Origin of the sequence: Bradyrhizobium barranii subsp. barranii (assembly GCF_017565645.3) — a bacterium.
In the GTDB taxonomy this organism is placed as follows: domain Bacteria; phylum Pseudomonadota; class Alphaproteobacteria; order Rhizobiales; family Xanthobacteraceae; genus Bradyrhizobium; species Bradyrhizobium barranii.
In genome coordinates, this window is record NZ_CP086136.1 from 8292501 (window position 1) to 8316602 (window position 24102).

Here is a 24102-nt window from a genome sequence, read left to right on the forward strand (position 1 = left end):
CGTGCCGGCGCATCCGCGGGGAACGCGGATGGCCGGATTCGTTCAACATTGCCGTCGGCGATCTAGTGCACGACCTCGCCATGCAGTGCGAGGTCGAGACCGTCGCGCTCCATATCCTCCGACACCCGCAAACCGATAAACAGCTTGATCACGTACAGGATGATCAGGCTGACGACGGCATCGTAGACAAAGACCGTGGCGACGCCGATGCACTGGTTGATGAACTGGCCCGGGTTTCCCTCCAGAGCCCCCGCGGTGCCGCCATATTGCTCGACGGCGAAGACGCCGGTGAGCAATGCGCCGACGATGCCGCCGACGGCGTGGACGCCGAAGCAATCGAGCGCGTCGTCATAGCTGAACATGTTCTTGAGCCCGGTGCATCCCCAGTAGCAGAGGACGCCGGCCGCGATGCCGATCACGAAGGCGCCGATCGGGCCGACGAAACCGGACGCGGGCGTGATGGCGACGAGGCCTGCCACCGCGCCCGAGCAGATGCCGACGACCGTCGGCTTGCCCTTGAGCGACCACTCGACCAGCATCCAGGTGAAGCCGGCGACCGCGGTCGCGATCTGCGTCACCAGCATCGCCATGCCGGCCTGCATGCCTGCCGTCACCGCGGAGCCCGCGTTGAAGCCGAACCAGCCGACCCACAGCAGCGAGGCGCCGATGAAGGTCAGCACCATGTTGTGGGCCGGTCCCGCCTCCTTGCGCTTGCCGAGCATGATGGCGCACATCAGGCCTGCCACGCCGGCATTGATATGCACGACAGTCCCGCCGGCGAAGTCGAGCACCTTGACCCAGGCGGCGTCGTTGCCGGAGGCGAAGATGCCGTCAGGGCCCCACACCCAATGCGCGACCGGCGCGTAGACGAAGATCGCCCACAGGCCGATGAACCAGAGCATCGCGGAGAACTTCATCCGCTCGGCGAAGGCCCCTGCAATCAGCGCGGGCGTGATGATCGCGAACGTCATCTGGAAGCAGATGTAGACGCTTTCGGGGATCGTCGCCGCGAGCGGATTGGGATTGCCGATCCCGCCCTTGCCGATGTCGCTGAGGATGTCCTTCAGGAACATGCGGTCCAGCCCGCCGATGAACGGCGTGCCGGCGCGGAAGGCCAGGCTATAGGTCAGGATCGCGAACAGAATCGTAACTAGGCAAGTCACCGCAAAACTCGTCATCACGGTGTCGCCCACGTTCTTCTTGCGCACCATACCGCCATAGAACAGCCCGAGCCCCGGGACCGTCATCATCAGCACCAGCGCAACGGAGGTGAGCATCCAGGCGGTGTCGCCGGGATTGGGCGTGCACTTCTCGAGGATCTTGCCGCCGCAGGCTGGCGGGCCCGCATCCTCCGCGAGCGCAACGTCGCCGAGGGCGAGGTAGAGCAGTGCAATTCCCAGCAACGCGACCACCAATGTCACGAGCCTTTGGCGCGTGGATGTTCTTGATTCCATCATCGTCCTCCCAAGTCGCAAGAGATGTCTTCTGGGCCCTGTTTGAGTGGAACCGCAGAGATGATCATGCGCGCCGGCGCGACGACGCCAGCGAGATCAGCTCGGATTTTCGGGACACAATGAGCGCGGCTCGGCGCGATGAGGTCGTCGAGCGTCGATGGCTGGAGACTGGCACCGACCAGCCTCATGGCTTATCGGCCTTTCCCTTGTCGCCAGATCGGAAAGCGTCAGAGACGGTTCCAATTCTTGGTCAAAGGACGAGCAAGATTCGCACCATCGACACGATTCATTCAAGCTACTGAATGCGCTTCGATTCCGGTTTGCTGCTTTGCGGCAACCGCGCCACGCGCTGCTTCACGCAGCAGCCCATCGCCCAACGAATGAGCAGTGGCTTGACGATGCCTTTGGTTCGCATCAAGGGCGGCGCGGTCGGCTTGATCAGCGCAAACGCGATCTCGACGATGCCGGCGGCGAGCCCCACCGCCACGCCGATGCGCCAGGCCATGTTGTAGGAACCGAGCGCGTCGTAGATCAGCCCGCCGCCATAGGTGTAGTCGACCGGCCGCCGCTGCCGCTCCGTCGCCGGGTCGAGCGGGTCTTTGGCCGCCAGCACGTTCAACAACATCGCCGCGTCGCGCACCGTCCGCGTCATCGGCCCTGCAGTGTCCTGGCTGTGCGCGATCGGCACGATCCCGGCCCGGCTGACCAGCCCAACGGTCGGCTTCACAGTGACGAGGCCGTTTTGGCTCGCGGGATACAGCAGCGAGCCCGACGTCTCGGTGCCGATCGAGGCTGCGCACAGGCCGGCCGCCACCGCGACAGCCGAGCCCGCGCTCGATCCGCCCGGCGGCACGACTGGGATGCCGCGATCATCCATCAGCGCCGGCGCGTAAGGGTTCTTCACTTGACCGCCCATTGCGTGGCACTACGCCAACTGAAGCGATGGGCCAACTGCAGACATGCTCGAGTATGCAAGGTTGGCTAACTACTCGGGCAATCCGGCCGTCTGCAATGCCGCGCCGAGCTTCGTGGCGAGCGCCGGCGCGCAGTCAACATCGCTAAACTGCTGACTGATCCTAAAATTGGGCTGCAATTCAATTACGCGCGCAGCGGCTGCCTTCGCCTCGTCGAACCGGCGGAGCGTGACCAGGGGCCCGATCAGGATGACATAGTTGATGCTGTGCCCTGGATTGGACTGCACCGCCCGGTAAGCCGCCTTTGCCGCCTCATCCGGTCGCTCCAAAAGAAAGTGTCCGAGCGCCTGCGAGCCAAACGCCGCGAACGACCAGGAATCGAACGGAGACAGCCGCAGCGCGCGCTCGCCCCACGCAATTTCTGGTTCCGCTTCGGCGGCCCACATGAACACATGCCTTCCGGGATATCCCTGAATGCGGACATCGCTCGGTGCAGTTGGATGTCTCGGACGGGCCATATCCGGACCAATACCCGTGCCGTTTCGAAGGATGAAAATTCACTGGCTTTCGGCTATTTTGCGTTGAGCCGCAGTTCTGTGGCGGCGATCTCGAATCGAGGTTCGCCATGACCTCCAGGTCCTCGATCAGGCGGCTCGTCGCGCCGCTCGTCGCTTTTTTTCTGACCATCTGGCCGTTGGTTTCGCCGGTACATGCTGTTGAGGACGCCGGAAAGGTTGGCGTGGTGTCCTTTGGCCTGTTCGGCGATCAAGGCGTGTTTAGATCCGAGGCGACCGGCGCAGCTCAGGTCGTAGCCGGCCGTTTCGAGACTGGCCCGATCAACGTGGAGTACAATTCCAAGAAAGGCGGAAATGCAACGATCGAAGCTCTGACCAGGTCGTTGCAGGCGGCAGCCAACCGCTTGGATACCGAGAAGGATGTTCTCTTTTTGATTCTCACCTCGCATGGCTCTCCTGACGGCCTTGCAATCAAGGCGGGGCGGCTCACAGAAACGCTCACGCCATCTCGTCTCGGCGACATGCTCGCGAAAACAGGTGTGCGGCACAAGGTGGTGGTCATCTCGGCTTGTTATTCGGGGGTTTTTATCCCGCGTCTGGCGAATCCCGACGTGCTGGTCATCACCGCGGCCGATGCCAACCATCCGTCGTTCGGCTGTCAGGACAAGGCCAAGTGGACCTATTTCGGCGACGCTTTTTTCAATGTCGCGCTCCGGAAAGCGGTCAGCCTGAAGGATGCGTTTCTCGATGCGCGCTCACTCGTCCGGAAGCGAGAATTGCGGGAGCATTTCGAGCCGTCGAATCCCCTCATGGCAGGCGGCGCAGACGTGCTGCCATTGCTTGTCGCACGCCCTTGAACAACCGGCCGCGAGCGCAGAAGCTATTGCTCGCGGGCGCAACGCCGTTTCCGGTCTACCCCGATAAGCAGACTGTTTGGCGGCCCGCTTAGACTTCGCATTCGGGCCAGGGGCCTGACATGCAGGTCCATGCTGCTGCATGTGCGCAGATGGCTCAACCAAAAGTGGTTATGTCTCGATCTCGCTCATGAAGATGAATGGAGCTCGATGAGATGTTTCGCATTTTATGGCACAGGTAACCCTTGCGCGCCGGTTTCGCCGAGCGCACTCTTGCCGAGCGTTTTCACAAGAACTGCGGAGGGTGCGACCACGCCACGGGTCAAGCAAGCTTCGAAGCAGAAACGCACAGCCAAAGCCACCACCGTGAAGGCGCTAGGTGCCGCCGGACTGGGTCTTTCGCTGGCGGGTAGTGCATCCGCATCCACGATGCCCGCTGCCGATATCCCGCAATCCAATACCTCGCCAAATCAGCGCTTCTTTCTTGGCGAAGAGGAAATGGCCGACGTCAGTCTGGCCACGTTCCATCTTTTCGATAGAGAAAACTTTGGCAGCGGCGTGCAGCTAGCGCGCGGGTGCGGTGGTTGCGGGTGCGGCCATGGTGGCGCGGGGTGCGGCGGCGGCCGGGGTTGCGGTGGTGGTGGGTTTGTTGGCATCCGAGGTTGCGGTGGTAGCGGGTTTGTTGGCGTTCGTGGTTGCGGTGGCTTCCGTGGTTGCCGTGGCTTCCGTGGTTGCGGTTGCGGCGGCCAGCATCGGGTTCTATGACGACATCGGGTTCGATGACTGGGGGTATGGTGGCTAGGGGTTCGGTGGTTGCGCGGGTTGCTGCGGATCCTGGGGAGCGTGCCGCTTGTGCTAAGTCCCACCAAGGACTCTGCTAAGCTGCGATCAGCCTCTCGCTGGTTACAAGTTTAAGGTCGCCTTCGGGTCTTGGTTGTGTGAAAACGCCAGGACGTTTGGCGGCGATAGAACAAGGTATTCGTTCAAGACCGTCTTAGCGGTCAAACTCGCAAGCGCGTTCAACTTAGAGAACGAGCTGAAGAATGTAATTCTTGCCATGTTTTGATCTTCGCGTTTTTACACGGCCAGGGTCATAAGCGGTCTTGAAACAACCCGCTGTGCCTAGTCCGGTCTACCCCTTGGAGCAGACATCACAGTTGCCCGACAGAAGGACGGCTACAGGCCAATAGGGCGCATGACCATCATTTATCACCTGCTACCCGTCGCAGTCAGGTTTGTGGGCGCCGACTGTCTGTGGCAGACGCGAATTTATTCTTTAACAAAGATATGAGATTTTATCTTCCACTGCCCGTCGGGTTGGCGTTCAAGCAGTCTCACAGTGCTGCCGGAAACTGGCGCCGCCTTCTCATTCACCACTAACGTGGCCGTGAAATGGGACGTGGTATAGGCATAGTTCCCGATGGGTAGCACGTCCACAAGCTCAAGCTTATGATCTCTGACGCTTCTTCCCCGCCCAGCAAAGAAATCACGGATTGCGAGAGGGCCAGTGACGGGCTGCGCGCCAGGCGGCAACAATCTGCCGTCATCGGTATACAATGGTAATAGAGCATCGAAGTCCGCGTTGTTAATGGCAGCATCCCATTGGGCGTTCATCGACGTCAGCTTATCTGCGAGCGGATCTGCCAATCCTTGACTGGCAGGGCTGACGATCAGAATAAGCGCGAATGAAGCGAGTGATATGCGAGTCATCTTTGCCTCCATTAGCTGAGATACTCAGCGCGTGAGCGTATTCGCAGCTACTGCTGGGGGAAGCGCTAGTCCAAAAAGTGGACTGGAGATGGTGTTCTCAGCTGGCTAAGACTTGATCTGCGGCCCGCAGGCGCCTCACGGCATATTTGCTGCGCGGGAACCAAGCCGGCATGCTCTTCACAAGATGGTTAGGACCGTCGATCTCAATCTTGCCGAGCTCAGCCGCCACAGCACATCGCGAATGATATTAAGCCGCGCATGTTCCTTGTCACCGCCGCGGACCACGGTCCAGGGCGAGGTGACGGTGTGCGTCCGCTCCAGCATCTTGTCCCGTGCTTCGGAATAAGCTTTCCAAAGCTTCTGCGCCTTGGCATCGATGGGGCTCATCTTCCATTGCTTCAGGGGATCCCTTTGGCGGTCGGCGAGCCGTCGCTTCTGCTCCTGTTTCGAAATATTAAGATAGTACTTGAGCAGGGTGATCCCCGAACGCTCAATCATAGCTTCGAAACCCGGCACGGTCTCGAGGAATTCCTCGGTTTCCTCCTTGGTGCAAAAGCCCATGACACGCTCAACTCCAGCACGGTTGTACCAACTGCGATTGAACAGCACGATCTCTCCCGCCGCGGGCAAGTGCGAAACGTGACGCTGGAAGTACCATGAACACCGTTCCCGATTGCTCGGCGGCCCCAGCGCTACGACGCGGGTATCACGCGGGCTTAGATGTTCGACAATCGACTTGATTGTGCCATCCTTGCCGGCGGCGTCGCGACCCTCGACGATGACAAGGATACGCTGGCCGCGCTCAATCACGCAGCGCTGCAGCTTGACGAGCTCGATTTGCAGCCGGACCAGCAGCGCGTGATACCTATGGCGACTCAAATGTTGCGGAAGTGGTGGCCGGTTCTTCATGGTTCGATCCCTCCTAGTCGCCTCACTATCCAGGAATGTCGCGCGACACGAGGCTGTCCACACATTGCAGCACGTCACACTTGTCGAATCCTATCGCACCGCGAACTGATGTTGTGCTTGCACATCGACACCCGTTAACATGCCCGTATGAATGAATCTCAGCGTTCTTGCACGGTGCCTCGTCCGGTTTCGGTCGTCTGGATCGACATTTGCATGGGCATCTTCAACTCGGCCATACTTCCCGAGGGGACCACCGGATAAGGGGCCTGGCCAGAGGCCGCCCCGATCGGAGCTTTCGTTGATTATGCTGAAGGTTCTTCACACGACGACTTATCGATTCAACGAACACGTGCACCTGTTGCCGCACCGCTTGATGCTTCGTCCGCGCGAAAGCCGCGAGCTCCGCTTGATTTCGAGCAACGTCACGATGACGCCGCATGCGGCCTTGACCTGGGCGCACGATGTGTTTGGCAATGCAATCGCGACGGCCACGTTTCAGATGACAGCCTCCAACCTGGTGATCGCCAGCCTCGCGGAGCTTCAGCTCGACGCGGTTGCATGGCCGGTGTTCGATATCGCTGTCTCGGCCATGTCTTACCCATTCCGCTATTCGGATGACGATTGGACCGATCTCGGCGCCCTGGCTCTCCCCCAGTACTCGGACACGGCGGGGGTCCTACGAAATTGGGCACAAATGTTCATTCGAGGAGGTCGGACTGATACGCTGTCGCTGCTAAAGGACCTGAGCGTCGGCGTTTCGGAAGCTGTCCGGTACCAGAGCCGTGAGGATGAGGGTACCCAAACGCCGGTAGAAACATTAAATCGTGGCTGGGGATCATGCCGGGATTTGGCGGTGCTGTTCACCGAAGCAGCACGCATGCTCGGGTTTGGAGCCAGGATCGTCTCCGGCTATCTTTACAATCCAGAGCAACAGAGCGTCGGATCGAGCGATGCGGGATCAACCCATGCGTGGGCCGAGGTCTTCGTACCGGGCGCCGGCTGGATCACTTTCGACCCGACGAATCGTAGCCTCGGCGGCTTCAATCTGATCCCGGTCGCGGTCGCGCGCGACATCCGGCAGACGATTCCGGTGTCCGGCAGCTTCGTCGGCAGCATCGGCGCCTTCGCCGGGATGTCCGTAGAAGTTCTTGTCACATCATAGATCGACGCATTGGACCTTCGGCAGCCTTTCTGATCAGTCGTTCAGCTTCAAGGCCCTCACGTTTTCTAGAAAGGCCTTCAGGCTCCTGCTCATGATGGGCATCGCCGATTGCGCCTACTCGTCAGTGGGGCTTGGGCCAAAGAGTGACATTGCGATGAATGATGCCGTCCTAATCTGATGGCAAATTCCCTTTCGTTAAATTTTCTTGAATGAGCAATTTTGACCATGAGCTCGCGCGGCGTTGCGGCACAATACTTCTTGCCGCCCTGCTCTCGGCATCCATCGGTGATTGAGAGAATGTTTGCGAGGGCCGCGGCTATAGCCAATTGATTCCCGCTAACGGCAACACCCGCTGAAGGATCGCCGCTAGGCAGAATGGAATTGGGCGATTGGCACAACCTGTCGACAGACTTTCGGGGCTGTCACTGATCCACGCGGATCCACACGCAACAAACAAATCGGCGATAGCTGGAACTCTTGTCGGCTTGCCCTGTTCATTCTTTGTCCGATTCCGGACGCATAAGAATTGGTGGATACTATGAAAAGAATTCTATTAACGACAGTCGCCGTTCTCGCATTCGCTTCTCCGTCATTCGCGGCGGAGACTGGCAAAACCGTTGGCCAATCGCCCTCCTCGTTCTATCTGGCTCAGGATGCTGCGACCATGAAGTGTCAGATTGTCGAGAGCCAGCCTGCTACCGGCGGCAGCATGAAGGTTGTCGGTGCCGCCCACACGACAAAGGCCTCGGCAGAAGCCGCTTTGAAGGCGGACAAAACTTGCGCCAAGTAATCGGCTAAGTCGCGGCGCGAGTACAGAGGCGGGTCAGTGAGTTCGCTTAGAACCACGAATCCTCGGATCCGCCCCCACCAGCGCTTCGAGCACTCTGGGTCGAGGTTCTTTATCGGCCAGCGGCACGCAATCGACTTCCCGCTTGAGATGCTCCAAGTTCGAGAGGATACGACCATGAACCAGCAGACAATGAAATACGCGATTGCGGTCGCGCTCTTCGGTGCGGCGATGCTCGGCTCGGTGCTGCCTTCGGGGGCAGCTCCGATCTCGCCGAGCACGACTCTTCTGACACAAGCGGCTTCTTCGTCCGGGGTGACAGAAATCTACTACCGACGCCACTACCGCGGTCGCGGCTACTACGGCGCTCCGGGGGCCGCAATTGGTCTTGGCATCCTGGGTGCCGCGGCTGGAGCCGCCGCTTATGGAGCCTACGGTGGTAGCTATTACGGGCCGGGCTACTATGCGCCAGGCTACTACGGCGGCCCGTATCCCTATCGCCGCCAATACTACGCCCCGTATTGAGCGCACGAGCGACGCTGTTTGGGCGTGGCAACCTCTGTCACAGACCATGCCCACTCAACGCGCGCTCAAGCGCACTGGAGCGCGATGGCGCGGCTGCGCCCCTGTGATCCGGTCGACTGCATCGGCCCCTCCCATCCGGGGTCGCCTGCGGACTTTTGCAGGAGTCGGCGAATCGCAAGACAGACAAAACTTGCGCCAGGGAGCTAAAGGCGCGAGCGCGGGGCGGGTCTATCGGCTCGACCAGCAATCCCGAAGCGACTGACTCGTCCCGGCAACGCCACGGGCACCGCCGACCACGAGCCAAACAATACCAAGGCTGCCTCTCTCAAGCTCAAACTGCCTCCTGCTCCGCGTCCGCCGCGCTGGGTGGCATTTCAATCGAGAAGAAGTAGCGCAGCACTTGCCCAGTGATGCCGCCGACAGTCGTCGCCGGAAGCTTGAAGATCGCGCACTCAACTCGGACTACCGTGAGACCCAATATCCACAAGGTCCCACCAAAGGAGTCGGACAATGTCGATCGGACTTATCCTCATCATCCTCCTCATCATCTTCCTGCTTGGTGGCTTCAGCGGCCGCTTCGGCGGCTACGGCTACGGCTATGGCCACGGTGGGATGGGGGTCATCGGTACCATCCTGGTCATCCTCGTCGTATTGCTACTTCTGGGTCGGCTCTGACCCTCGCAGGGTCGGCTGTGTCGACCCGGCGCCTCCCAAAATATCCTTTCCCCGGCGTACCGGGTCCCAACGAGCTCGACCAGCTGAAGCCGACAATGCCCGCCGATGAAGGGGTGTTTGTGCCTGCCTCGGTCCTGCTGCAGCGGCTGCACGGCACCGGCAAGATCGCTTTACCCTGGGCTGGCTGATGGGTCGCCTACACAAGCGCTCCTTCGGCCCTATTATGCCGCTGCTCGCTGTGGTCGCTATTGCACCGGGTGTCTCGACCGTAGCCGGCCTGCTACTCATGATCCCCGCGTCCCAGATGATCGCGGTCTTCGGTCTAATCACGGGGACGACCAACCAGGGCGGAGCTATGCACTTCCCAAAATCCAGTAACGGTGGGGTGCGTCCTGACTGGTTTGGTAACAATTCTCACCCGCCACCCGGCTGCATCGGCGGCTAAGGATCCGGTGAAGGCCAGCTGTGTGGTGCGAAAGTCGTTGGACGCCGCGTCATCAAATTTAAGAAAGCTTCCCATCGCGCAGGGGCATTGCGTTGTTCTCGACGTGCGCCAGAATACGCCGGACGTCGGTCGCTTCTTGTGCAGCCATTCAGCGGTGCTTGTCGAGATCGAGTGGCTCGTCACTCACGAGGCGCGTCGGCATCAATGCGCTGAGCGTCAGCCAAATCGACCGGGTTGATGGAAATCCTCTCCACCGTTGAAGTGCGCGGCGGCGCCGCCGGCACCGTGATCATAGTGGCAACGCGGCGAAACGCCTCGAACGACAATCCTTCGATCATCTCCTCATCGGTAATGACCTCGTAGGCACCCGGAGGCAGGAGGCGGTCGATGCCCTTGATCCGGAAGGGATGCTTGAAGGTGACCGTTTCGCGTCGGGAGCGCATGGTCATGATCGGCTATCCTTCAGAAACGGCTTTGCATCGGCGCGATAGTGAAGCAATCCGTTTACAGTGCTCTCTGTGCCGAGATTAGCTATCTCTTTATCATAAGATGGCTGCGAAGTCACCAAACACAAGGCAATACACATCGCGGATTTGTTATAGATGCCGGCGGACGAAATGCTTGCTGATGCCAAGTGAAAAAATGCGAGTTGGCGATCGGCAAGCATCGCGACTCGGAGAGAAGAAATGCTATCTCGCAAATCTACCAGCCGAGATAGACTTGCGGCGGTTGGCTACAACCGTCATGGCGCGATGGGACGGTTCTGGCACGGTCTTCATCGTCACGCTCTTATGACGATGATTGCTTACGCCTTCTTGCAGCACTTCCGCATTGCCAAGACGGGGCGCAAAAATGAATCGACGGCCACCACCTCAGCCCAACCTGCCAGCCGCGCGTCCCGTCATCGTCGCTCTCATTCTTCAGCCATCAGATCCGCGATACGGATACTGCAGAACACAGGTCAGCGAAGAGCAAGGCGTGAACAAATCAGCCAAAGTCGTGTTAGCGCCCACCCGAAGCGCCTTTATGATCGTGCAGGAAACGGGCGATCCGCGTCTTCAACACGGTGGCGTCGTGCGATTTGCCCGAGGCCGCGTGCTCGAAGAGCCTGCGCTGGACGTCAGTAGGCAGATCATTCCATTCGCTGACAAGGGCGGCACCCAGACATTCCAGGACTCTGCGCTCCACATCGCGCAAATCGCTGGCTTCATAGGGTAAAGGCCACGCCAACTCCTGCGCTCCGCCTTCCTCGTCCCAACGGTCGAGAGCGGTTGCCATTTCTTCTCCCGACGTTGGCCTTCGACCTTTCTTTTTGACCATTCTATATAGTCGCACATGTCGGCATTAAGCGCCATTCGCTCGATCGCGGGGCGATCCGAAGCGCCAATCCTTCCAGTACCGAGAATGCCGCGGCCGCGGAACTCGGTAGTTCGCCCATCGGTTATTGCAACGGTTTGTTCGCGCGGCGTACAGACTCAAGGTTCACCATGGATGTGATCGTTACACCCGCAGAGGGAGGCACGGTTTGGCAGCTGACGGACCTGCTCGGCCGCTCGATGGGGCGCATCACGGCAAGCGCTCCCCGTCAATTCATGATCTATCCGGGGGGCCACGCCTCGGAAACTATGGCCGGCATACAGCAAGGGCCGCACGCCTCGCTCGACGCCGCACTGGCTGAGATCGAAAGGCACACCCGGGGCGTCTGCCGACGCAATCCTGGTGAAGATCAGCTTTAGACAGCGCCCAACAATCCAGCTCGTCGCTAGAGTATCTACTGCGAGAGGATTTATGTATTTTACAAGTAACACCCTGATCTTGCAGCTCAATGTCCATGCGTCGCGCCCGACCTCAAGCGCCCAGATTGCCTGATGACGGGACCATCGGTTCCGGTAGAAGGACTTGTGGATTTTCGCGTGAGGACCGAGGCGAATGTGGGCTCCGGCGGATGTCACCGCTCGATCATTTGCGGTGCCGTGTTCGCCGAGATCTTTTGGCGGCTGGGCTTGACGCAACCCTGACAGTGCGGAGGGAACCCGCTTGAGCCGCTTGGTCATCGTCTCCAACCGTGTCGCCTTGCCGGGGGAAGCTGCGCAGCGCAGCGGCGGGCTTGTGACCGGCCTCGTCGACGCTCTGCATCAGGCTGGAGGCTTATGGTTCGGGTGGAGTGGCAAGCTTGGAGAAACAACACCAGAGCCGAACGTTTTTGAGACCGAGGAAGTGACGTACGCTACCGTCGATCTTACCCGCGCGGACCATGACGGCTACTACAGCGGCTTCTCCAACGCGGCACTGTGGCCCTTATTCCACTATCGCCTTGACCTCATGAACTTTACCCGCCGGGACTTGGCCGCCTATCGACGGGTGAACGCCCTGCTCGCCGACGCCCTCGCGCCGCTGCTCAGGCCGAGTGACCTCGTGTGGGTGCATGACTACCATCTGATCCCGATGGCCGAGGAACTTCGCCGCGCCGGGGCCACACAACGGATCGGGTTCTTCTTGCATACGCCGTTTCCGTCGTTGGGGGTGCTGGCGACCCTTCCTCACTACAGCGACCTGCTGAAATCACTGTGCGCTTACGATCTCGTCGGCTTCCAGACGGTGGAGGATTTGACCGCCTTCCATGACGCCATCCTTCGCCGCGCAGGCGGCAAGGTTTCGTCCGATGGCCACGTTCACGCCTTCGATCGGGATCTACGCGCCGGCGCCTTCCCGATTGGTATCGATACTGAAGCCATCGCCGACATGGCCGGTCGCGCTGTGAAATCCCGAACGGCACGCCGGCTGCAGGAGAGTCTCCGGGGGCGCAAGCTCATCATTGGGGTTGACCGGCTCGATTACAGTAAGGGACTCGAGCACCGGTTCAAAGCGTTCGCCGCCTTTCTCGACGGCTATCCCGCGTACCGCAACCACGTCCGCTTCCTGCAGATCGCCACCGCAACGCGCAGCGACGTTCCTGAATACCGTGCGCTGCGGCAGAGGCTCGGTGCGCTGGCAGGCGACGTGGCCGGTCGCTTCGCGGAACTCGATTGGGCACCGATCCAGTATTTGAACAGGAGCTTTTCGCAGCGCTCGCTCGCTGGCTTCTTTCGGCTCAGTCACGTCGCTCTTGTCACTCCGTTGCGCGACGGAATGAACCTGGTTGCCAAGGAGTATGTCGCTGCACAGGACCCCGATGACCCCGGCGTGCTCATTCTCTCACCCTTCGCCGGCGCGGCCTATGAACTCGACGCTGCCGTGATCGCCAACCCGTATGACCCCGACGCCGTCGCCGAAGCATTGCAGACAGCGCTGGGGATGCCACTTGGGGAGCGATGCGAGCGTTGGCGGACCATGATGGCGGTACTACGCCGCAATAGCATTGCGGCGTGGCGCGAGAATTTTCTTGGCGCTCTCAGCCGCTAACTTGGGATGTCGTCCGGAACGTAGCATCGGTGCAGCAAGTCGCGATAATCTCGTTCGTCAACGAGGTTGCCCCAGTCCGCCGATAAGGTGTTACTTCGAAATCATCTCCCCGGCGGAAATGATCCACGAGTGACGGGACCACTTGCATCCGCTTCATCGTCGCGCTGAACCAGATAGACCAAAGGCAAGTCGTCCACAGTTCTCCGCTTTCGCGTCAACGTAGTACACTTCTCCTGCTTCCCATCCCAAAGCGGCCTGTACCGGATCGTCACACCCCTCTTAACTGTGGATGCAACGAATGACCAACGAGCAAAGCCACAAAGTGCACCTAGGTCCCGAAGATCAGGAGCGGTTGCGAGAACTTCGGGCGCAAAAGCCAGCCCGCAACGTACCCAAGCTCGCACTGACGCCGGGCGCGATGCTTGCCGACCGGGTTGCTGAAACAGTTGGTTCTTGGCGCTTCATCATCATCCAAAGCGTCCTTCTTGGCATTTGGATCATTCTGAACATGATAGCATTCATCAACCATTGGGACCCCTATCCCTTCATTTTGCTGAACTTGGTCCTTTCTTTCCAGGCAGCCTACGCAGCGCCCATCATCATGATGAGCCAGAACCGCCAATCTGAGATTGACCGCAGGCACGCAGAACACGACTACCGAATAAATGTGAAGGCTGAACTCGAGATCGAATTGCTGCACAACAAGATTGACGCCTTGCGCGAGCAAGAAATCTTGCAGCTACTCAACATCATTCAGCGTTTGTCCGCGCACCTTGCGCCCGAGCTTGTCGCGGCTATCGAGGCCGAAGCGGTGCCGGGTAAGACCTAGGCGGTGACGACCTTGTCTGTCATGGACCAGAAGGGAAGCGGGAAGCACTGATGTTTATCGGGCACGAGATTTTCATTCCCGCTCTATCGTCGAGGTTGTCAGTTAGAGGGCACTTGTAGCGCTGACACCTTCGAGGCGACGCCAAGTTCGACCGGATCCGCTAGTCAAGGCACAGGCTGCTCGCGATGTTCCTGAAGCAGTTCGTCAAGTCGTTTTTCACACCACGTGAACACCTTCGCCTCGGCCAAGGCAACGGCCTCAGTGCGGGGGCATCTGAGGCCGCTAACCCGTCTTATTCGCGAGAGGGCGCCTGAGAGGCTGGCGAGCGTGGTGTAAAGCGCTGATGCGGCGTAGGATTCGGTTGCGAAGCCACCCCATCACCTTCAACCGCGAACGCCACGCCCGCCATGACCGATGATACGATTTCAGACCACTATCGAGAAGCAAGAATTCAACACAAATAAAACCTCTGCCTCGCGCTCGATCTCTTCATGCTTGATAGTCTCGTTTCGGAGGCTGATCACCTACCGCGTCTAATAGGCCGCTCGCGCCGGTTTCTTTGGACGCGGCACGACCGCGACTCCACGTTTCGGCACAGAAATGATCGGGAGTCACTCAATCTTTCTTCAACTTAACCCGTCTTATTCGTAAGAGTGCGCCTGAGGGGTAAAGCGCTGATGCGGCGTAGGATTCGGTTGCGAAGCCAACCCCATCACCTCCAACCGCGAACGCCACGCCCGCCATGACCGACGATACGATTCCGCCCTTCTCGTTTCCAGCCGTTCACGCCAAGAAAGTCACAGCTGCCTTCGATGGTGGGCGCCTAACCTCGAACGGGGGCGTGATGCTTCTGGCGATGGCCGAGCGGCGTCTCGGTTTGGCCAACAATCTGGCCCGGGTGTTCCCGGATCGGCGCGATCCGACGCGGGTCGTGCACAGCCTGGTCGATATGCTCCGCGCTCGCATGTTCGCGATCTGCTGCGGCTACGAGGACGCCGACGACCTCGATCATCTGAGGTCCGATCCGGCATTCAAACTGGCCTGCGGACGGCTGCCGGACACGGGCCGGGATTTGTGTTCCCAGCCGACGCTGTCGCGGCTGGAGAATGCTCCGCGCCTGCGCGACGTGATCCGGCTGACCTACATTTTGGTCGACGCATGGATGGATAGCTACCCCCACGAGCCGGCATCCGTCACGCTCGACATCGATGATACCTGCGACGTCGTCCACGGCCATCAGCAGCTCTCGCTGTTCAACGCTCATTATGACGAACGCTGCTTCCTGCCGATCCACGTCTACGACACGGAGAAGAGCCGGCCCGTGGCCGTCGTGCTGCGGCCCGGCAAGACGCCGGGCGGCGTCGAGGTGCGTGCCCATCTGCGCCGCCTGGTACGGCATATCCGGACGCGATGGCACAACACGCAAATTACGTTCCGTGGCGACGGGCACTATGCCCGGCCGGAGGCCATGGCGTGGTGCGAGACCAACGGCATCGACTACATCTTCGGTCTGTCCGGCACCAAGCCTCTCGCCAGAAAAGTCGACGAGGTCGCCGACGACATCCGCACGCGACGCGCCATCGAGAACCTGCCGGTTCTGCGTGGCTATACCGAGACGCGCCACAAGGCAAAGTCCTGGGATCGCGAACGGCGCACTGTCGCCCGTATTGAGGCGACGAGCTCGGCCTCGACATCCGCTTCGTCGTCACCAGCCTCGATGTCGGCTCGGCCGAGTGGATCTACGACAGCCTGTATTGCGCGCGCGGCCAAGCCGAGAATCTGATCAAGCTGCATAAGACGCAGCTCGCCTCCGATCGCACCAGCTGCCGTTCGGCGCTCGCCAACCAGGTCCGTCTCGTGCTCCATACGGCCGCTTATTGGCTGATGCTGACCGTGCGCGACGCCATTCCCAAAGCCCGGGAATTGGCCGCTGCCGAGTTCGCGACGCTGCGTCTTCGGCTCTTGAAAATCGCCGCCCGTGTCGTCGAGACCACGAGCCGCATTCGCCTTGCGTTTGCCGCGGCATGTCCCGAAGCCGACCTGATCTGCGGCTTGCCCGGCGCGCTGCTGCCGCTCGGTCCTTGACCGGCGGGGCGTCCGCCCCCGTTCGCCCAACCCATCCCTCAAGCGCGTTGCAAAGTACCGGTCGTCAGGCGGCGAAAAGCCGAAGGCAATCCTGTGCGCCTCGTCAGACAAGATGTGCGGCCGCATCAATCGGGCCCAAAAGCCGCACTCTCACGAATAGGACGGGCTAAGCCTTCCGCCGGGCATTGGGGCAAAATGTCGACCGGTCAGTGGGCTTGGTTCTCGAAGATAAGATCTCCGATTGCGGAGGACCAAGAAGTCCCAAGATCAATCGTTCCAGCCGTTTGAGAATATTGCCTGTCCTAACTTGGGCAATATTCGAAAGACTCAGGACGTGCCCCTCCGCCCTCGGGGCTCACCGCCGGCACTGACTTGCCATTTGGCGGAAGCGATGACTTCGGTGCGTCGCCGTCTTTGGGTAGCGCTCGGACAAGCAATCCGCTCGAGCATGCCAGCACGCTACGCCGATTCTGCACCTGATGAATAACTCCCGCTAGACTGTATGTCCCCTCCACAAAATGAGGCGACTCACCCTCGATGTTGCGACGAGGGTTGCCTGGATGGACCGGGCAGAGCCTCAAACAAGGAGGGCGAGTCGTGGGTCATCATACCGAGGTCTTTGTCGGAATCGATACGTCAAAATCGCGCAATGCAATAGCCATTGCCGATGGCGGCCGTGGCGGCGAGGTACGATATCTCGGGGAGTTTCCTGCCACGGAGGCAGCGATCCGAAAGCTGGTGGCAAAGCTTGCAGCGAAATGCTGTCATCTGACGTTTTGCTACGAAGCAGGGCCGACAGGCTATGGCCTCTACAGACTGCTCAAGAGCCTCGGCCATGACTGCCTGGTGGTGGCCCCCTCGCTCGTTCCGAAGAAGGCCGGCGATCGAGTGAAGACGAACCGGCGCGATGCGGTAAGCCTCGCCAAGCTGTTGCGCGCGGGCGAGCTCACTGCAGTGTGGGTGCCGGACGAGCGCCATGAGGCGATGCGCGATCTCTCGCGCGCCCGTCAGGCAGTGAAGAAGGACCTCCAGGGCAAGCGTCAGCAGATCTCGTCATTGATGCTGCGGCTGGGACGCATCTATCCGGGCAAGACAACGTGGGGACCCGCCCACATGAGATGGCTGATGTCGCAGAAGCTCGAGCATCGCGAGCAGCGCATCGCATTCGAAGAGTTACTTGAGGGGATACGCCAGGAAAGTGAGCGAATGGAGCGTTTGGAAGATGCCATCCGCGAGGTAGTACCCGAGTGGTCGCTTGCCGAGGTTGTCGCGGCCCTACAGGCGATGCGGGGGATTGATCTCATCGCGGCTGTGGGGGTGCTGGCCGAGATCGGTGATCTCTCCCGCTTTCAAAATCCGCGCGAGCTGATGAGCTATCTGGGTCTGGTGCCCAGGGAAAACTCGACTGGCGACAAGGTCAAGCGAGGCGGCATCACCAAAGCCGGTAATGGGCGGGCGCGACGTATTCTTGTGGAGGCGGCCTGGAGCTATCGATATCCGCCGCGCGTAAGCCGAGATAAGCAGCCAAAGGTGGAGGCCGCACCGAGACGCGCGCGAGAGATTGCGTGGAAAGCGCAAACCAGATTGTGCGGACGCTTCCGCTCACTCGAGCGGAAGGGCAAGCGGCGAACCGTAATCGTCACGGCGATTGCCCGAGAGCTATCCGCCTTCATTTGGGCAATCAATCGCGAGCTCATGCCACCTCGACAGGCGTAACGTCGCTGGGGGCTGTGGACCGCTCGAGTCGTGAGGTGCGCTCGACCGGCCCACAGCCCCCTTTGTTGCAATCAGGATCAGGGTAGTCGCAGACATCAATCGTGCAGAGGTGAAGGTGGGACCACGGCAGGGGAAATCCTGAAACCCATTATGTGGCCGATCATCCGATCGACGCCCGACGCTAGACCAGGGACAGCCCCAGACGAAAAAACGGAAATGCGGTATCCAACCCGCGCATCAGAGCCTGTTCACCGACGTCTTTGGGTTCCGCCTTCTCCTCTGCACGATCCATCGGCGCAAGAACTTCACGATGAGTCCTCGTGGAGATGGAAAACCGTGCGTTGTGTGCTTGACTGGGGACATCAGAATGGAATGGTCCGGCCGTGCTCCGGCCCTGCCGGTACGAGAAGCTGGCAAGGGGTGTTCAAGACAAGGAGCACGCCATGTCTCAGAAACTCAACGCTGCGATCGCCATAATCGGCATCGATATTGGCAAGAACTCGTTCCACATCATTGGCCAGAATCAGCGCGGCGCCATCGTGCTGCGGCAGAAGTGGTCGCGCGGCCAGGTGGAAACGCGGCTCGCCAACCTGCCGCCGTGCTTGATCGGTATGGAGGCCTGCGTTGGCGCACATCATCTCAGTCGCAGGCTCCAAATGCTTGACTGGCGTCGGCTGGATGCGCGGATCGAGGGGCTGTCGAGCGAGATCGAGACGCTGGCCCGTCAAGATCAGGCCTGCGAGCGACTGATGACAGTGCCCGGCATTGGCCCGCTTATCTCGAGCGCAATGGTGGCCGCGATCGGCACTGGAGACGTGTTCTCGAAAGGCCGCGACTTCGGCGCCTGGCTTGGGCTGGTGCCGAAGCAGATCTCGACCGGCGACCGCACGATCCTCGGCAAGATATCAAGGCATGGCAATCGCTACCTGCGCGCGCTGTTCGTGCAAGCCGCGTGGGTCGTGCTGGTCAAGGTCAAGTGTTGGGAGCGCTATGGCCTCAAATCTTGGATCGAAGCCGCCAAGAAACGATTGCACCACAACGTGCTGGCGATTGCGCTCGCCAACAAGCTCGCCCGGATCGCGTGGGCGGTTCTCAACAAGGGACGCGCCTTCGAATGCGTCAAGACGGAGGAGATGGCGTCCCGACCTGCCTGATCCTCGCGCCGTGCTCGGGGCCGTCAAGGCGCAGCCTCGCCGCGGTCGAGCAAGACGTCAGGACAGCACGACGGCCGGCCTTGACGGCCCTTGCGCGCGGCGCGTCTGCGCGCGCAGGCCGGGACAAAGGAACGACCGCCAGGCACGAACGAAGGAACGGCGCAAAGTGAGGTGCGATCGATGACGTAACCAACATCCCTTAAGCGGCTTCGCATAGCACACGATATGAAATCTCCTCGAGCAAACGCGAAAAGCATACGAGCAGCAACTCGTCCCAGGCGAGTATCTCGCGACGAAACCCGTCAGGCCTATGTGACCGGCGCATTCGCACTATCGATGCTCATCGCCCGGTTCATTTCGGTTGAGCGAGAGAGATCCAAACCGCTTGCCTGACACGCGCTTGGTCTGCCGGAAAATGCCATACTAGACCAAATCACGAGCTACTAAGATTCGGAGAAAATTCGGTTCTCCGGGCCTGTCGAACGCATAATTGGGTCGACGATGGGACTTCTCTGGCGGGAAAGACGGCCGGATTTTCGGCCTGTCTCCACATCGAAGTACGAAGTGACTTCGGGTGGCTGGCGGAGGGAGAGAAACTGGGATCGAACCTTAAGTGCCGCACTTGCTTGGCTAATGCGCCGGTGATGCGCCCCGGGCGAAGCCCTCGTCTTCTAGGCGCGGCACGCGTCCGGATGTGGGAGTGTCGCATGACGCTGAGAACTATTTTACTGGCTCTCTTCCTCTTCAACTGGAGTGGGAGAGAGCTACCGGATTGAGGAAGGCAAGTTGGTTGAGACTTGGATCACCTAGACCCGCGAACTGACAGACGTCTTACGAACTCCCTTGGGCCTTGGAACGAGCGTGAGCTACTGCGGGTCGTGAGTGTGGACAATCGGGAAGCAAAGAGGCCGCCAACTGAGGCGGCCTTACTTCTTCGGCGTCGTCCATCGTTCCTGCGGCGTATCGGTCCATGACGTGCCGAGCGGACGCATAATTGTCCGCGACGTGGGCGAGTGGCTGGTGCGTGACTTTCAGGGATCTCCCGTCCAAGGCTGGATGATCGCGGCCGCCGTCGTCGTAGTAAGTGCTTCACTCTGTTACGGCCCATCGGATCGCTCAGCAGCCCAAGGCCGCCTTCGTCGCAGGGCTCCGACCCAGCCAGTTACCCGGCCGAGCCACCTGCCAGCTTCCGGACCAATCGACAATTATCCGGGTGAGATCCTCCCTCACTGGTAGTTCGCGCCCTCGGGGCGCACGGTCAATCGCGTCGCTTTGACGATCGGCCAGCCACTTTCGACATTACTTCAACTCCGGACACGCGGCTGCACCGCACCAACCGACGCGAAGGGCCAGAAGCAGGCATCAGAACGTCTTGTTGCAATGCTCATGGTAAGGCGAGTGTAGCGTTGCGGGGGGAGCGCCAAACGCACAGGCGATTCTGTCAGCGTGTTTGAGGCCCTGTTGATCGACGGTTGTCGCTGTTTTCAATCTTTGGCGGGAAATTGGCCAAGTCTTTTTGGAGTTTTGCAACACTAGTAGCCAATATGAGACGTCTGCCTTAGCTCAACAAAGTGCGGACCTTGTTGGCGGCGTCGTAGATCTCGATCTGAAGCATCGGATATATCGCCTTCAGTTTTCGACCCGATGCTTCAGCGGCCTCGACATCGTCAAATTCTGATTTGAAATGCCCGTCGACTATTGTCACGAACCCTTCCATCGGAGGCCGATCGGCTCTTAGTATTTTCTTTGGCTCTTGCTCGTCGATTGAGAGAACAGGTTTTTTCACTAGTTTTCATTCCTTCTGCGGCGTCGCGATCCTTGCGACCGCCGCCGGTTCAAAAGTTGGACGCGCCCAGATCGTAAGACCCCCGGCTGCCGGGGACATAAATCTTAGCGGCCGCGGCGCATATTTTGTCTCGGTTGCCGTCAAAGGCATTCAGCAAGCCTGATCATCGGGACGACCCCCGGCTGGATTCGTGCCAGCGCAACTCAGAAACGCACAGCGTGCCGGGCGGCGTCATAGGAGCGACTAAGGTCGGAAAAGTCGATCATCGTTCACCAGTGGCCGCGCCGCCTACCCCAGTATCCCCCGCCACCGAACAGCAGCAACACGACCACAATAATTAGGATCAATTCCATCGGAATTCTCCGCTGACACCGGCGAGTGTTTGCCGCGCGCCAAAGTATTCAACGCCGCCTCCAGGTGATTGTTCGCGACAACCTGTAAGCCTCGTCCAATCAAGCCGCCGCCGATCCGGCACCACCTTATCCACTTGCGGCGATAGCGACACCTGCCTACGCGCGTCAGCCGCCCCGAAAAGTGGCACTCCCTAGGGGAATCGAACCCCTGTTTCAGCCTTGAGGGGCACAGCTCATATCCTGCCGACACTCGGCGATCTGGTGGTGAGTGAATTAACAGACGATACGCTCCGGCATTGGCGCAACACGCTGGCGGCTTCCCCTTCTCAGAACCGTCCTGGCATCCTTGAAGGCATGCTTGAGTGAATGGGTCGATCAGACCGATGCTCTCGGCATCGCGCCGGGTGGATGCCCCCCTTTACAATTTGTCGGGTCACCTGCGTCCGAACAGTCCGCCCACTACGCCACCAATCAGTCCACCTGGACCGCCACCGCTGCGGTGATGGTGAGCACCGCCCCCACCGTGACGACGGGCCAGACGTCCTTCATCGGATTTGTCACTGCTGCTGGAGCTAGCGTGCGCCGCTGAGACTGACTCGGTCAGTAGCGCCTGATGCTGTTGCGTGTTGAGGAAGCCAGTCTTGGGATAGCCGCGTGCCGCCTGCCAGCTGGTAATGACAGACCGGGTCGACTCGTCGAACCGTCCGTTGACCTTGGTGTCGAAGCCGAGACGGGTCAGCCGGCGCTGCACGTCTCGACGCCTTCCCTTGTCGAGGCCTACCTGATCTTCGGTTTCCTGAGTTGCCTCCTGGCCAAAGGTCGCCGGATCGACGGATGCCAACAGTTCGCGGTCGGCCGTGCTCGGGCCCGCTTTGGCAACATTTGCACCGACGAAAAAGAGCTGGCCCCGCAAATTCGGACAGTAGCTTGAGTGGATTTTCTGCCTGACAGCGGCGAGGATTCTTGCTGCGAATCAGGAGCGAAGATGACGAAGAAGAGCCGCCGGACGCATTCTCCGGCATTCAAGGCGAAGGTTGCTTTGGCTGCGGTCAAAGGCGACAAGACACTGGCGGAGCTGGCGCAACTGTTTGATGTTCATCCGAACCAGATCACGATCTGGAAAAACCAGCTCCTGGAAGGCGCCGCCGGCGTGTTTGGGCATGACAAGACATCGGCCGAGACGCCGGTCGATTTGAAGGCGTTACATGCCAAGATCGGCGAGCTGGCGTTGGAAAACGATTTTTTGTCCGGCGCGCTCACCAAGGCGGGCCTGCTGAGCGCAAAGCGATGATCGACCGCGATCATGATCTTTCTATCGTGCGCCAGGCGAAGGTCCTGAAGCTGGCTCGCAGCACGGTCTACTATGAACCTCGGCCAGTTTCGGCCGAGGACCTTGCCTTGATGCGTCGGCTCGATGAGCTGCATCTCGATTATCCCTTCGCGGGAGCGCGTATGCTGCGATCGTTGCTGCGGCGGGAGGGCGTATACGCCGGTCGCCGCCACATCGCGACGCTGATGAAGCGCATGGGGATCGAGGCGGTCTATCGTCGCCCGAACACGAGCAAGCCGGCTCCGGGTCACAAGATCTACCCGTACCTGTTGCGCGGATTGAAGATCGAGCGGCCCGACCATGCGTGGGCAATGGACATCACCTACATTCCGATGCGGCGTGGCTTCGTCTATCTCGCGGCGGTCGTCGATGTGTTCAGCCGACGGGTCCTGGCCCATCGCGTCTCGATCACAATGGAGGCGGCCTTCTGCGTCGAAGCGGTCCAGGAGGCGTTGGCGAAGCACGGCAGGCCCGAGATTTTCAACACGGATCAGGGCAGCCAGTTCACCAGCCTCGAGTTCACCGATGTGCTGCTGGACGCGAAGATCGCCATCAGCATGGACGGCAAGGGCGCCTGGCGCGACAACGTGTTTGTCGAGCGGCTCTGGCGCACGGTCAAATACGAAGAAGTATATCTCCGCGCCTACGACAGCGTGTCCGAGGCGCGAGCGTCAATTGCCAAGTATCTGGCCTTCTACAATCAGGGACGCCCTCACTCGAGCCTTGACGGGCGCACGCCCGACGAGGCTTACTTCGGCACGCAAGCTATGGTGATGGCCGCATGACCGTCGCCGACGGTTTTGTCGTCGCTCTGGTCGGGCTACGCCCTCCCGACGCAACGACAAAACCGTAAAGCCCCGCGTTCAGCATAACCCGGCAGGAATCCACTTAAATCCAGCGGGGCGCTGTCCAAACAACCGGGGCCAGCTCTAAAAGTCCCAAGACTGACAATGCGATGATGAAGACACGCAATGGCTTATTCTTCCCTAATCCTAGAGCCTCTCAGTGATTTCGATTTTGAGAGCTGATGTCGGGCAACTGTTATCGGGGTCACTTGTTCCTTATCCCGCATCGAATGTTACACCGCATTACACTGAGACTGCCCAATAAGAGAGGGCCGATGCGCGCCCGCCTGTCCGAATTGGGTTGCCCTCAACCGGGGTGCGACCACCGTCAAAAACGGTCCTGATGCCCTTGAAATGGGATGTCTGTTTATGCTGTCTATTGGCGACGTCATCGTCTGCTACGGTCGAGTGAAGCTCACCGACAAGCACCTCGCCTCCAAGATCCATTGCGTTGACGACGAGGTCATCGGATGGCGGGAGCGCCGCAAGCAGCGCAGGCGCGACCGCCATGGCTCTGGCTCCCTTAGCTCCGACGGGAATTGGCTTCTCGTATTCTGGGTCCGCTTCAGTAAAACGTCGCGCAATGGTTCGTCTTAAAGGCGGCCTACCTCGTATCTGAGTGCAAGAGCCTCGCGGCTGACCGACCCTGAAG

At 60.0% G+C, this 24102-nt stretch carries 23 protein-coding genes and 2 pseudogenes; 15 read left to right on the forward strand and 10 right to left on the reverse strand.

Features of this window, described 5'->3' with window-relative positions; translation table 11 throughout:
• Window positions 1-62: 62 nt before the first annotated feature.
• From J4G43_RS40515 to J4G43_RS40525, 3 genes are all read right to left on the reverse strand, one after another.
• Window positions 63-1457 (reverse strand): ammonium transporter, encoded by a 1395-nt coding sequence (locus tag J4G43_RS40515; RefSeq protein WP_028158034.1) that lies wholly within the window; start codon window positions 1455-1457, stop codon window positions 63-65.
• Window positions 1458-1749: 292 nt separating this feature from the next.
• On the reverse strand, window positions 1750-2331 hold the full coding sequence (locus J4G43_RS56170; RefSeq protein ID WP_249814695.1) for an amidase family protein: 582 nt from the start codon (window positions 2329-2331) through the stop codon (window positions 1750-1752).
• A gap of 108 nt (window positions 2332-2439) precedes the next feature.
• Complete coding sequence (locus J4G43_RS40525) at window positions 2440-2814, reverse strand: hypothetical protein (protein WP_225005390.1); 375 nt, start codon at window positions 2812-2814, stop codon at window positions 2440-2442.
• Window positions 2815-2993: 179 nt separating this feature from the next.
• Here J4G43_RS40525 and J4G43_RS40530 point away from each other — a divergent pair, with 179 nt between their 5' ends.
• Together J4G43_RS40530 and J4G43_RS40535 are read left to right on the forward strand one after the other, a co-directional pair.
• On the forward strand, window positions 2994-3740 hold the full coding sequence (locus J4G43_RS40530; protein WP_207794596.1) for a C13 family peptidase: 747 nt from the start codon (window positions 2994-2996) through the stop codon (window positions 3738-3740).
• A 595-nt stretch (window positions 3741-4335) separates the two neighbouring features.
• Window positions 4336-4539 (forward strand): hypothetical protein, encoded by a 204-nt coding sequence (locus J4G43_RS40535; protein ID WP_225005392.1) that lies wholly within the window; start codon window positions 4336-4338, stop codon window positions 4537-4539.
• A 467-nt stretch (window positions 4540-5006) separates the two neighbouring features.
• On the opposite strand, the gene J4G43_RS40540 is transcribed toward J4G43_RS40535, so the two are convergent.
• Window positions 5007-5447, reverse strand: a complete 441-nt coding sequence (locus tag J4G43_RS40540) for a YybH family protein (protein WP_208088305.1) — start codon at window positions 5445-5447, stop codon at window positions 5007-5009.
• 177 nt (window positions 5448-5624) lie between these two features.
• On the reverse strand, window positions 5625-6356 hold the full coding sequence (gene ppk2 / locus J4G43_RS40545) for a polyphosphate kinase 2 (RefSeq protein WP_208088306.1): 732 nt from the start codon (window positions 6354-6356) through the stop codon (window positions 5625-5627).
• 298 nt (window positions 6357-6654) lie between these two features.
• Here ppk2 and J4G43_RS40550 point away from each other — a divergent pair, with 298 nt between their 5' ends.
• The 4 genes from J4G43_RS40550 to J4G43_RS56175 all read left to right on the forward strand — a co-directional run bounded on the left by J4G43_RS40550 (window position 6655) and on the right by J4G43_RS56175 (window position 9950).
• Window positions 6655-7518 carry a transglutaminase family protein gene (locus J4G43_RS40550; protein ID WP_038935054.1) on the forward strand — a complete coding sequence of 288 codons (864 nt, stop codon included), beginning with the start codon at window positions 6655-6657 and terminating at the stop codon, window positions 7516-7518.
• Between the two features lie 964 nt (window positions 7519-8482).
• Window positions 8483-8830, forward strand: coding sequence for a hypothetical protein (locus J4G43_RS40555; RefSeq protein ID WP_225005394.1), 348 nt, complete (start codon window positions 8483-8485; stop codon window positions 8828-8830).
• Between the two features lie 510 nt (window positions 8831-9340).
• Window positions 9341-9505 carry a DUF3309 family protein gene (locus tag J4G43_RS40560; protein WP_018646276.1) on the forward strand — a complete coding sequence of 55 codons (165 nt, stop codon included), beginning with the start codon at window positions 9341-9343 and terminating at the stop codon, window positions 9503-9505.
• Window positions 9506-9692: 187 nt separating this feature from the next.
• Window positions 9693-9950 (forward strand): hypothetical protein, encoded by a 258-nt coding sequence (locus J4G43_RS56175; protein WP_208089545.1) that lies wholly within the window; start codon window positions 9693-9695, stop codon window positions 9948-9950.
• 179 nt (window positions 9951-10129) lie between these two features.
• Here the strand turns inward: J4G43_RS56175 and J4G43_RS40565 are convergent, their stop codons facing one another.
• Window positions 10130-10399, reverse strand: coding sequence for a hypothetical protein (locus J4G43_RS40565; RefSeq protein WP_038958099.1), 270 nt, complete (start codon window positions 10397-10399; stop codon window positions 10130-10132).
• A 187-nt stretch (window positions 10400-10586) separates the two neighbouring features.
• On the opposite strand from J4G43_RS40565, the pseudogene J4G43_RS40570 reads away from it, so the two are divergent.
• Window positions 10587-10924 (forward strand): annotated as a pseudogene (locus J4G43_RS40570) (IS701 family transposase); the annotation flags it as partial.
• Between the two features lie 28 nt (window positions 10925-10952).
• On the opposite strand, the gene J4G43_RS40575 reads toward J4G43_RS40570, so the two are convergent.
• Window positions 10953-11228: a hypothetical protein gene (locus J4G43_RS40575; RefSeq protein ID WP_018648614.1), complete on the reverse strand. Its 276-nt coding sequence runs from the start codon at window positions 11226-11228 to the stop codon at window positions 10953-10955.
• A 209-nt stretch (window positions 11229-11437) separates the two neighbouring features.
• Between J4G43_RS40575 and J4G43_RS40580 the strand changes: the two genes are divergently transcribed.
• The 6 genes and pseudogenes from J4G43_RS40580 (at window position 11438) to J4G43_RS40605 (ending at window position 19136) form a co-directional block, all read left to right on the forward strand.
• Complete coding sequence (locus J4G43_RS40580) at window positions 11438-11686, forward strand: hypothetical protein (protein ID WP_225004675.1); 249 nt, start codon at window positions 11438-11440, stop codon at window positions 11684-11686.
• 301 nt (window positions 11687-11987) lie between these two features.
• Window positions 11988-13352, forward strand: coding sequence for an alpha,alpha-trehalose-phosphate synthase (UDP-forming) (otsA, locus tag J4G43_RS40585; protein ID WP_208088307.1), 1365 nt, complete (start codon window positions 11988-11990; stop codon window positions 13350-13352).
• Between the two features lie 298 nt (window positions 13353-13650).
• Window positions 13651-14181: a DUF1003 domain-containing protein gene (locus tag J4G43_RS40590; protein WP_038935046.1), complete on the forward strand. Its 531-nt coding sequence runs from the start codon at window positions 13651-13653 to the stop codon at window positions 14179-14181.
• Window positions 14182-14923: 742 nt separating this feature from the next.
• Window positions 14924-16266 (forward strand): annotated as a pseudogene (locus tag J4G43_RS40595) (IS1380-like element ISBdi2 family transposase).
• 597 nt (window positions 16267-16863) lie between these two features.
• Window positions 16864-17982: an IS110 family RNA-guided transposase gene (locus J4G43_RS40600; RefSeq protein ID WP_208088308.1), complete on the forward strand. Its 1119-nt coding sequence runs from the start codon at window positions 16864-16866 to the stop codon at window positions 17980-17982.
• A 443-nt stretch (window positions 17983-18425) separates the two neighbouring features.
• Entirely contained in the window at window positions 18426-19136 is a 711-nt protein-coding gene (locus J4G43_RS40605) for an IS110 family RNA-guided transposase (RefSeq protein WP_208088309.1), read from the forward strand.
• 1558 nt (window positions 19137-20694) lie between these two features.
• On the opposite strand, the gene J4G43_RS40610 is transcribed toward J4G43_RS40605, so the two are convergent.
• The 3 genes from J4G43_RS40610 to J4G43_RS40615 all read right to left on the reverse strand — a co-directional run bounded on the left by J4G43_RS40610 (window position 20695) and on the right by J4G43_RS40615 (window position 22116).
• Window positions 20695-20922: a hypothetical protein gene (locus tag J4G43_RS40610; protein WP_208088310.1), complete on the reverse strand. Its 228-nt coding sequence runs from the start codon at window positions 20920-20922 to the stop codon at window positions 20695-20697.
• Between the two features lie 269 nt (window positions 20923-21191).
• Window positions 21192-21275, reverse strand: coding sequence for a DUF3309 family protein (locus tag J4G43_RS56515; protein WP_442869651.1), 84 nt, complete (start codon window positions 21273-21275; stop codon window positions 21192-21194).
• Between the two features lie 433 nt (window positions 21276-21708).
• Window positions 21709-22116 carry a peptidoglycan-binding domain-containing protein gene (locus J4G43_RS40615; protein WP_225005396.1) on the reverse strand — a complete coding sequence of 136 codons (408 nt, stop codon included), beginning with the start codon at window positions 22114-22116 and terminating at the stop codon, window positions 21709-21711.
• 144 nt (window positions 22117-22260) lie between these two features.
• Between J4G43_RS40615 and J4G43_RS40620 the strand changes: the two genes are divergently transcribed.
• Window positions 22261-23390 (forward strand): IS3-like element ISRj2 family transposase gene (locus J4G43_RS40620; RefSeq protein WP_129557670.1). Its coding sequence is split into 2 segments (ribosomal slippage): window positions 22261-22513 and window positions 22513-23390, totalling 1131 coding nucleotides; the frame shifts between segments, so codons are not numbered across the junction.
• Window positions 23391-23819: 429 nt separating this feature from the next.
• A complete protein-coding gene (locus J4G43_RS40625; protein WP_208088311.1) occupies window positions 23820-24047 on the forward strand; it encodes a hypothetical protein in 228 nt (75 codons plus the stop codon).
• The last annotated feature ends 55 nt before the right edge of the window (window positions 24048-24102 follow it).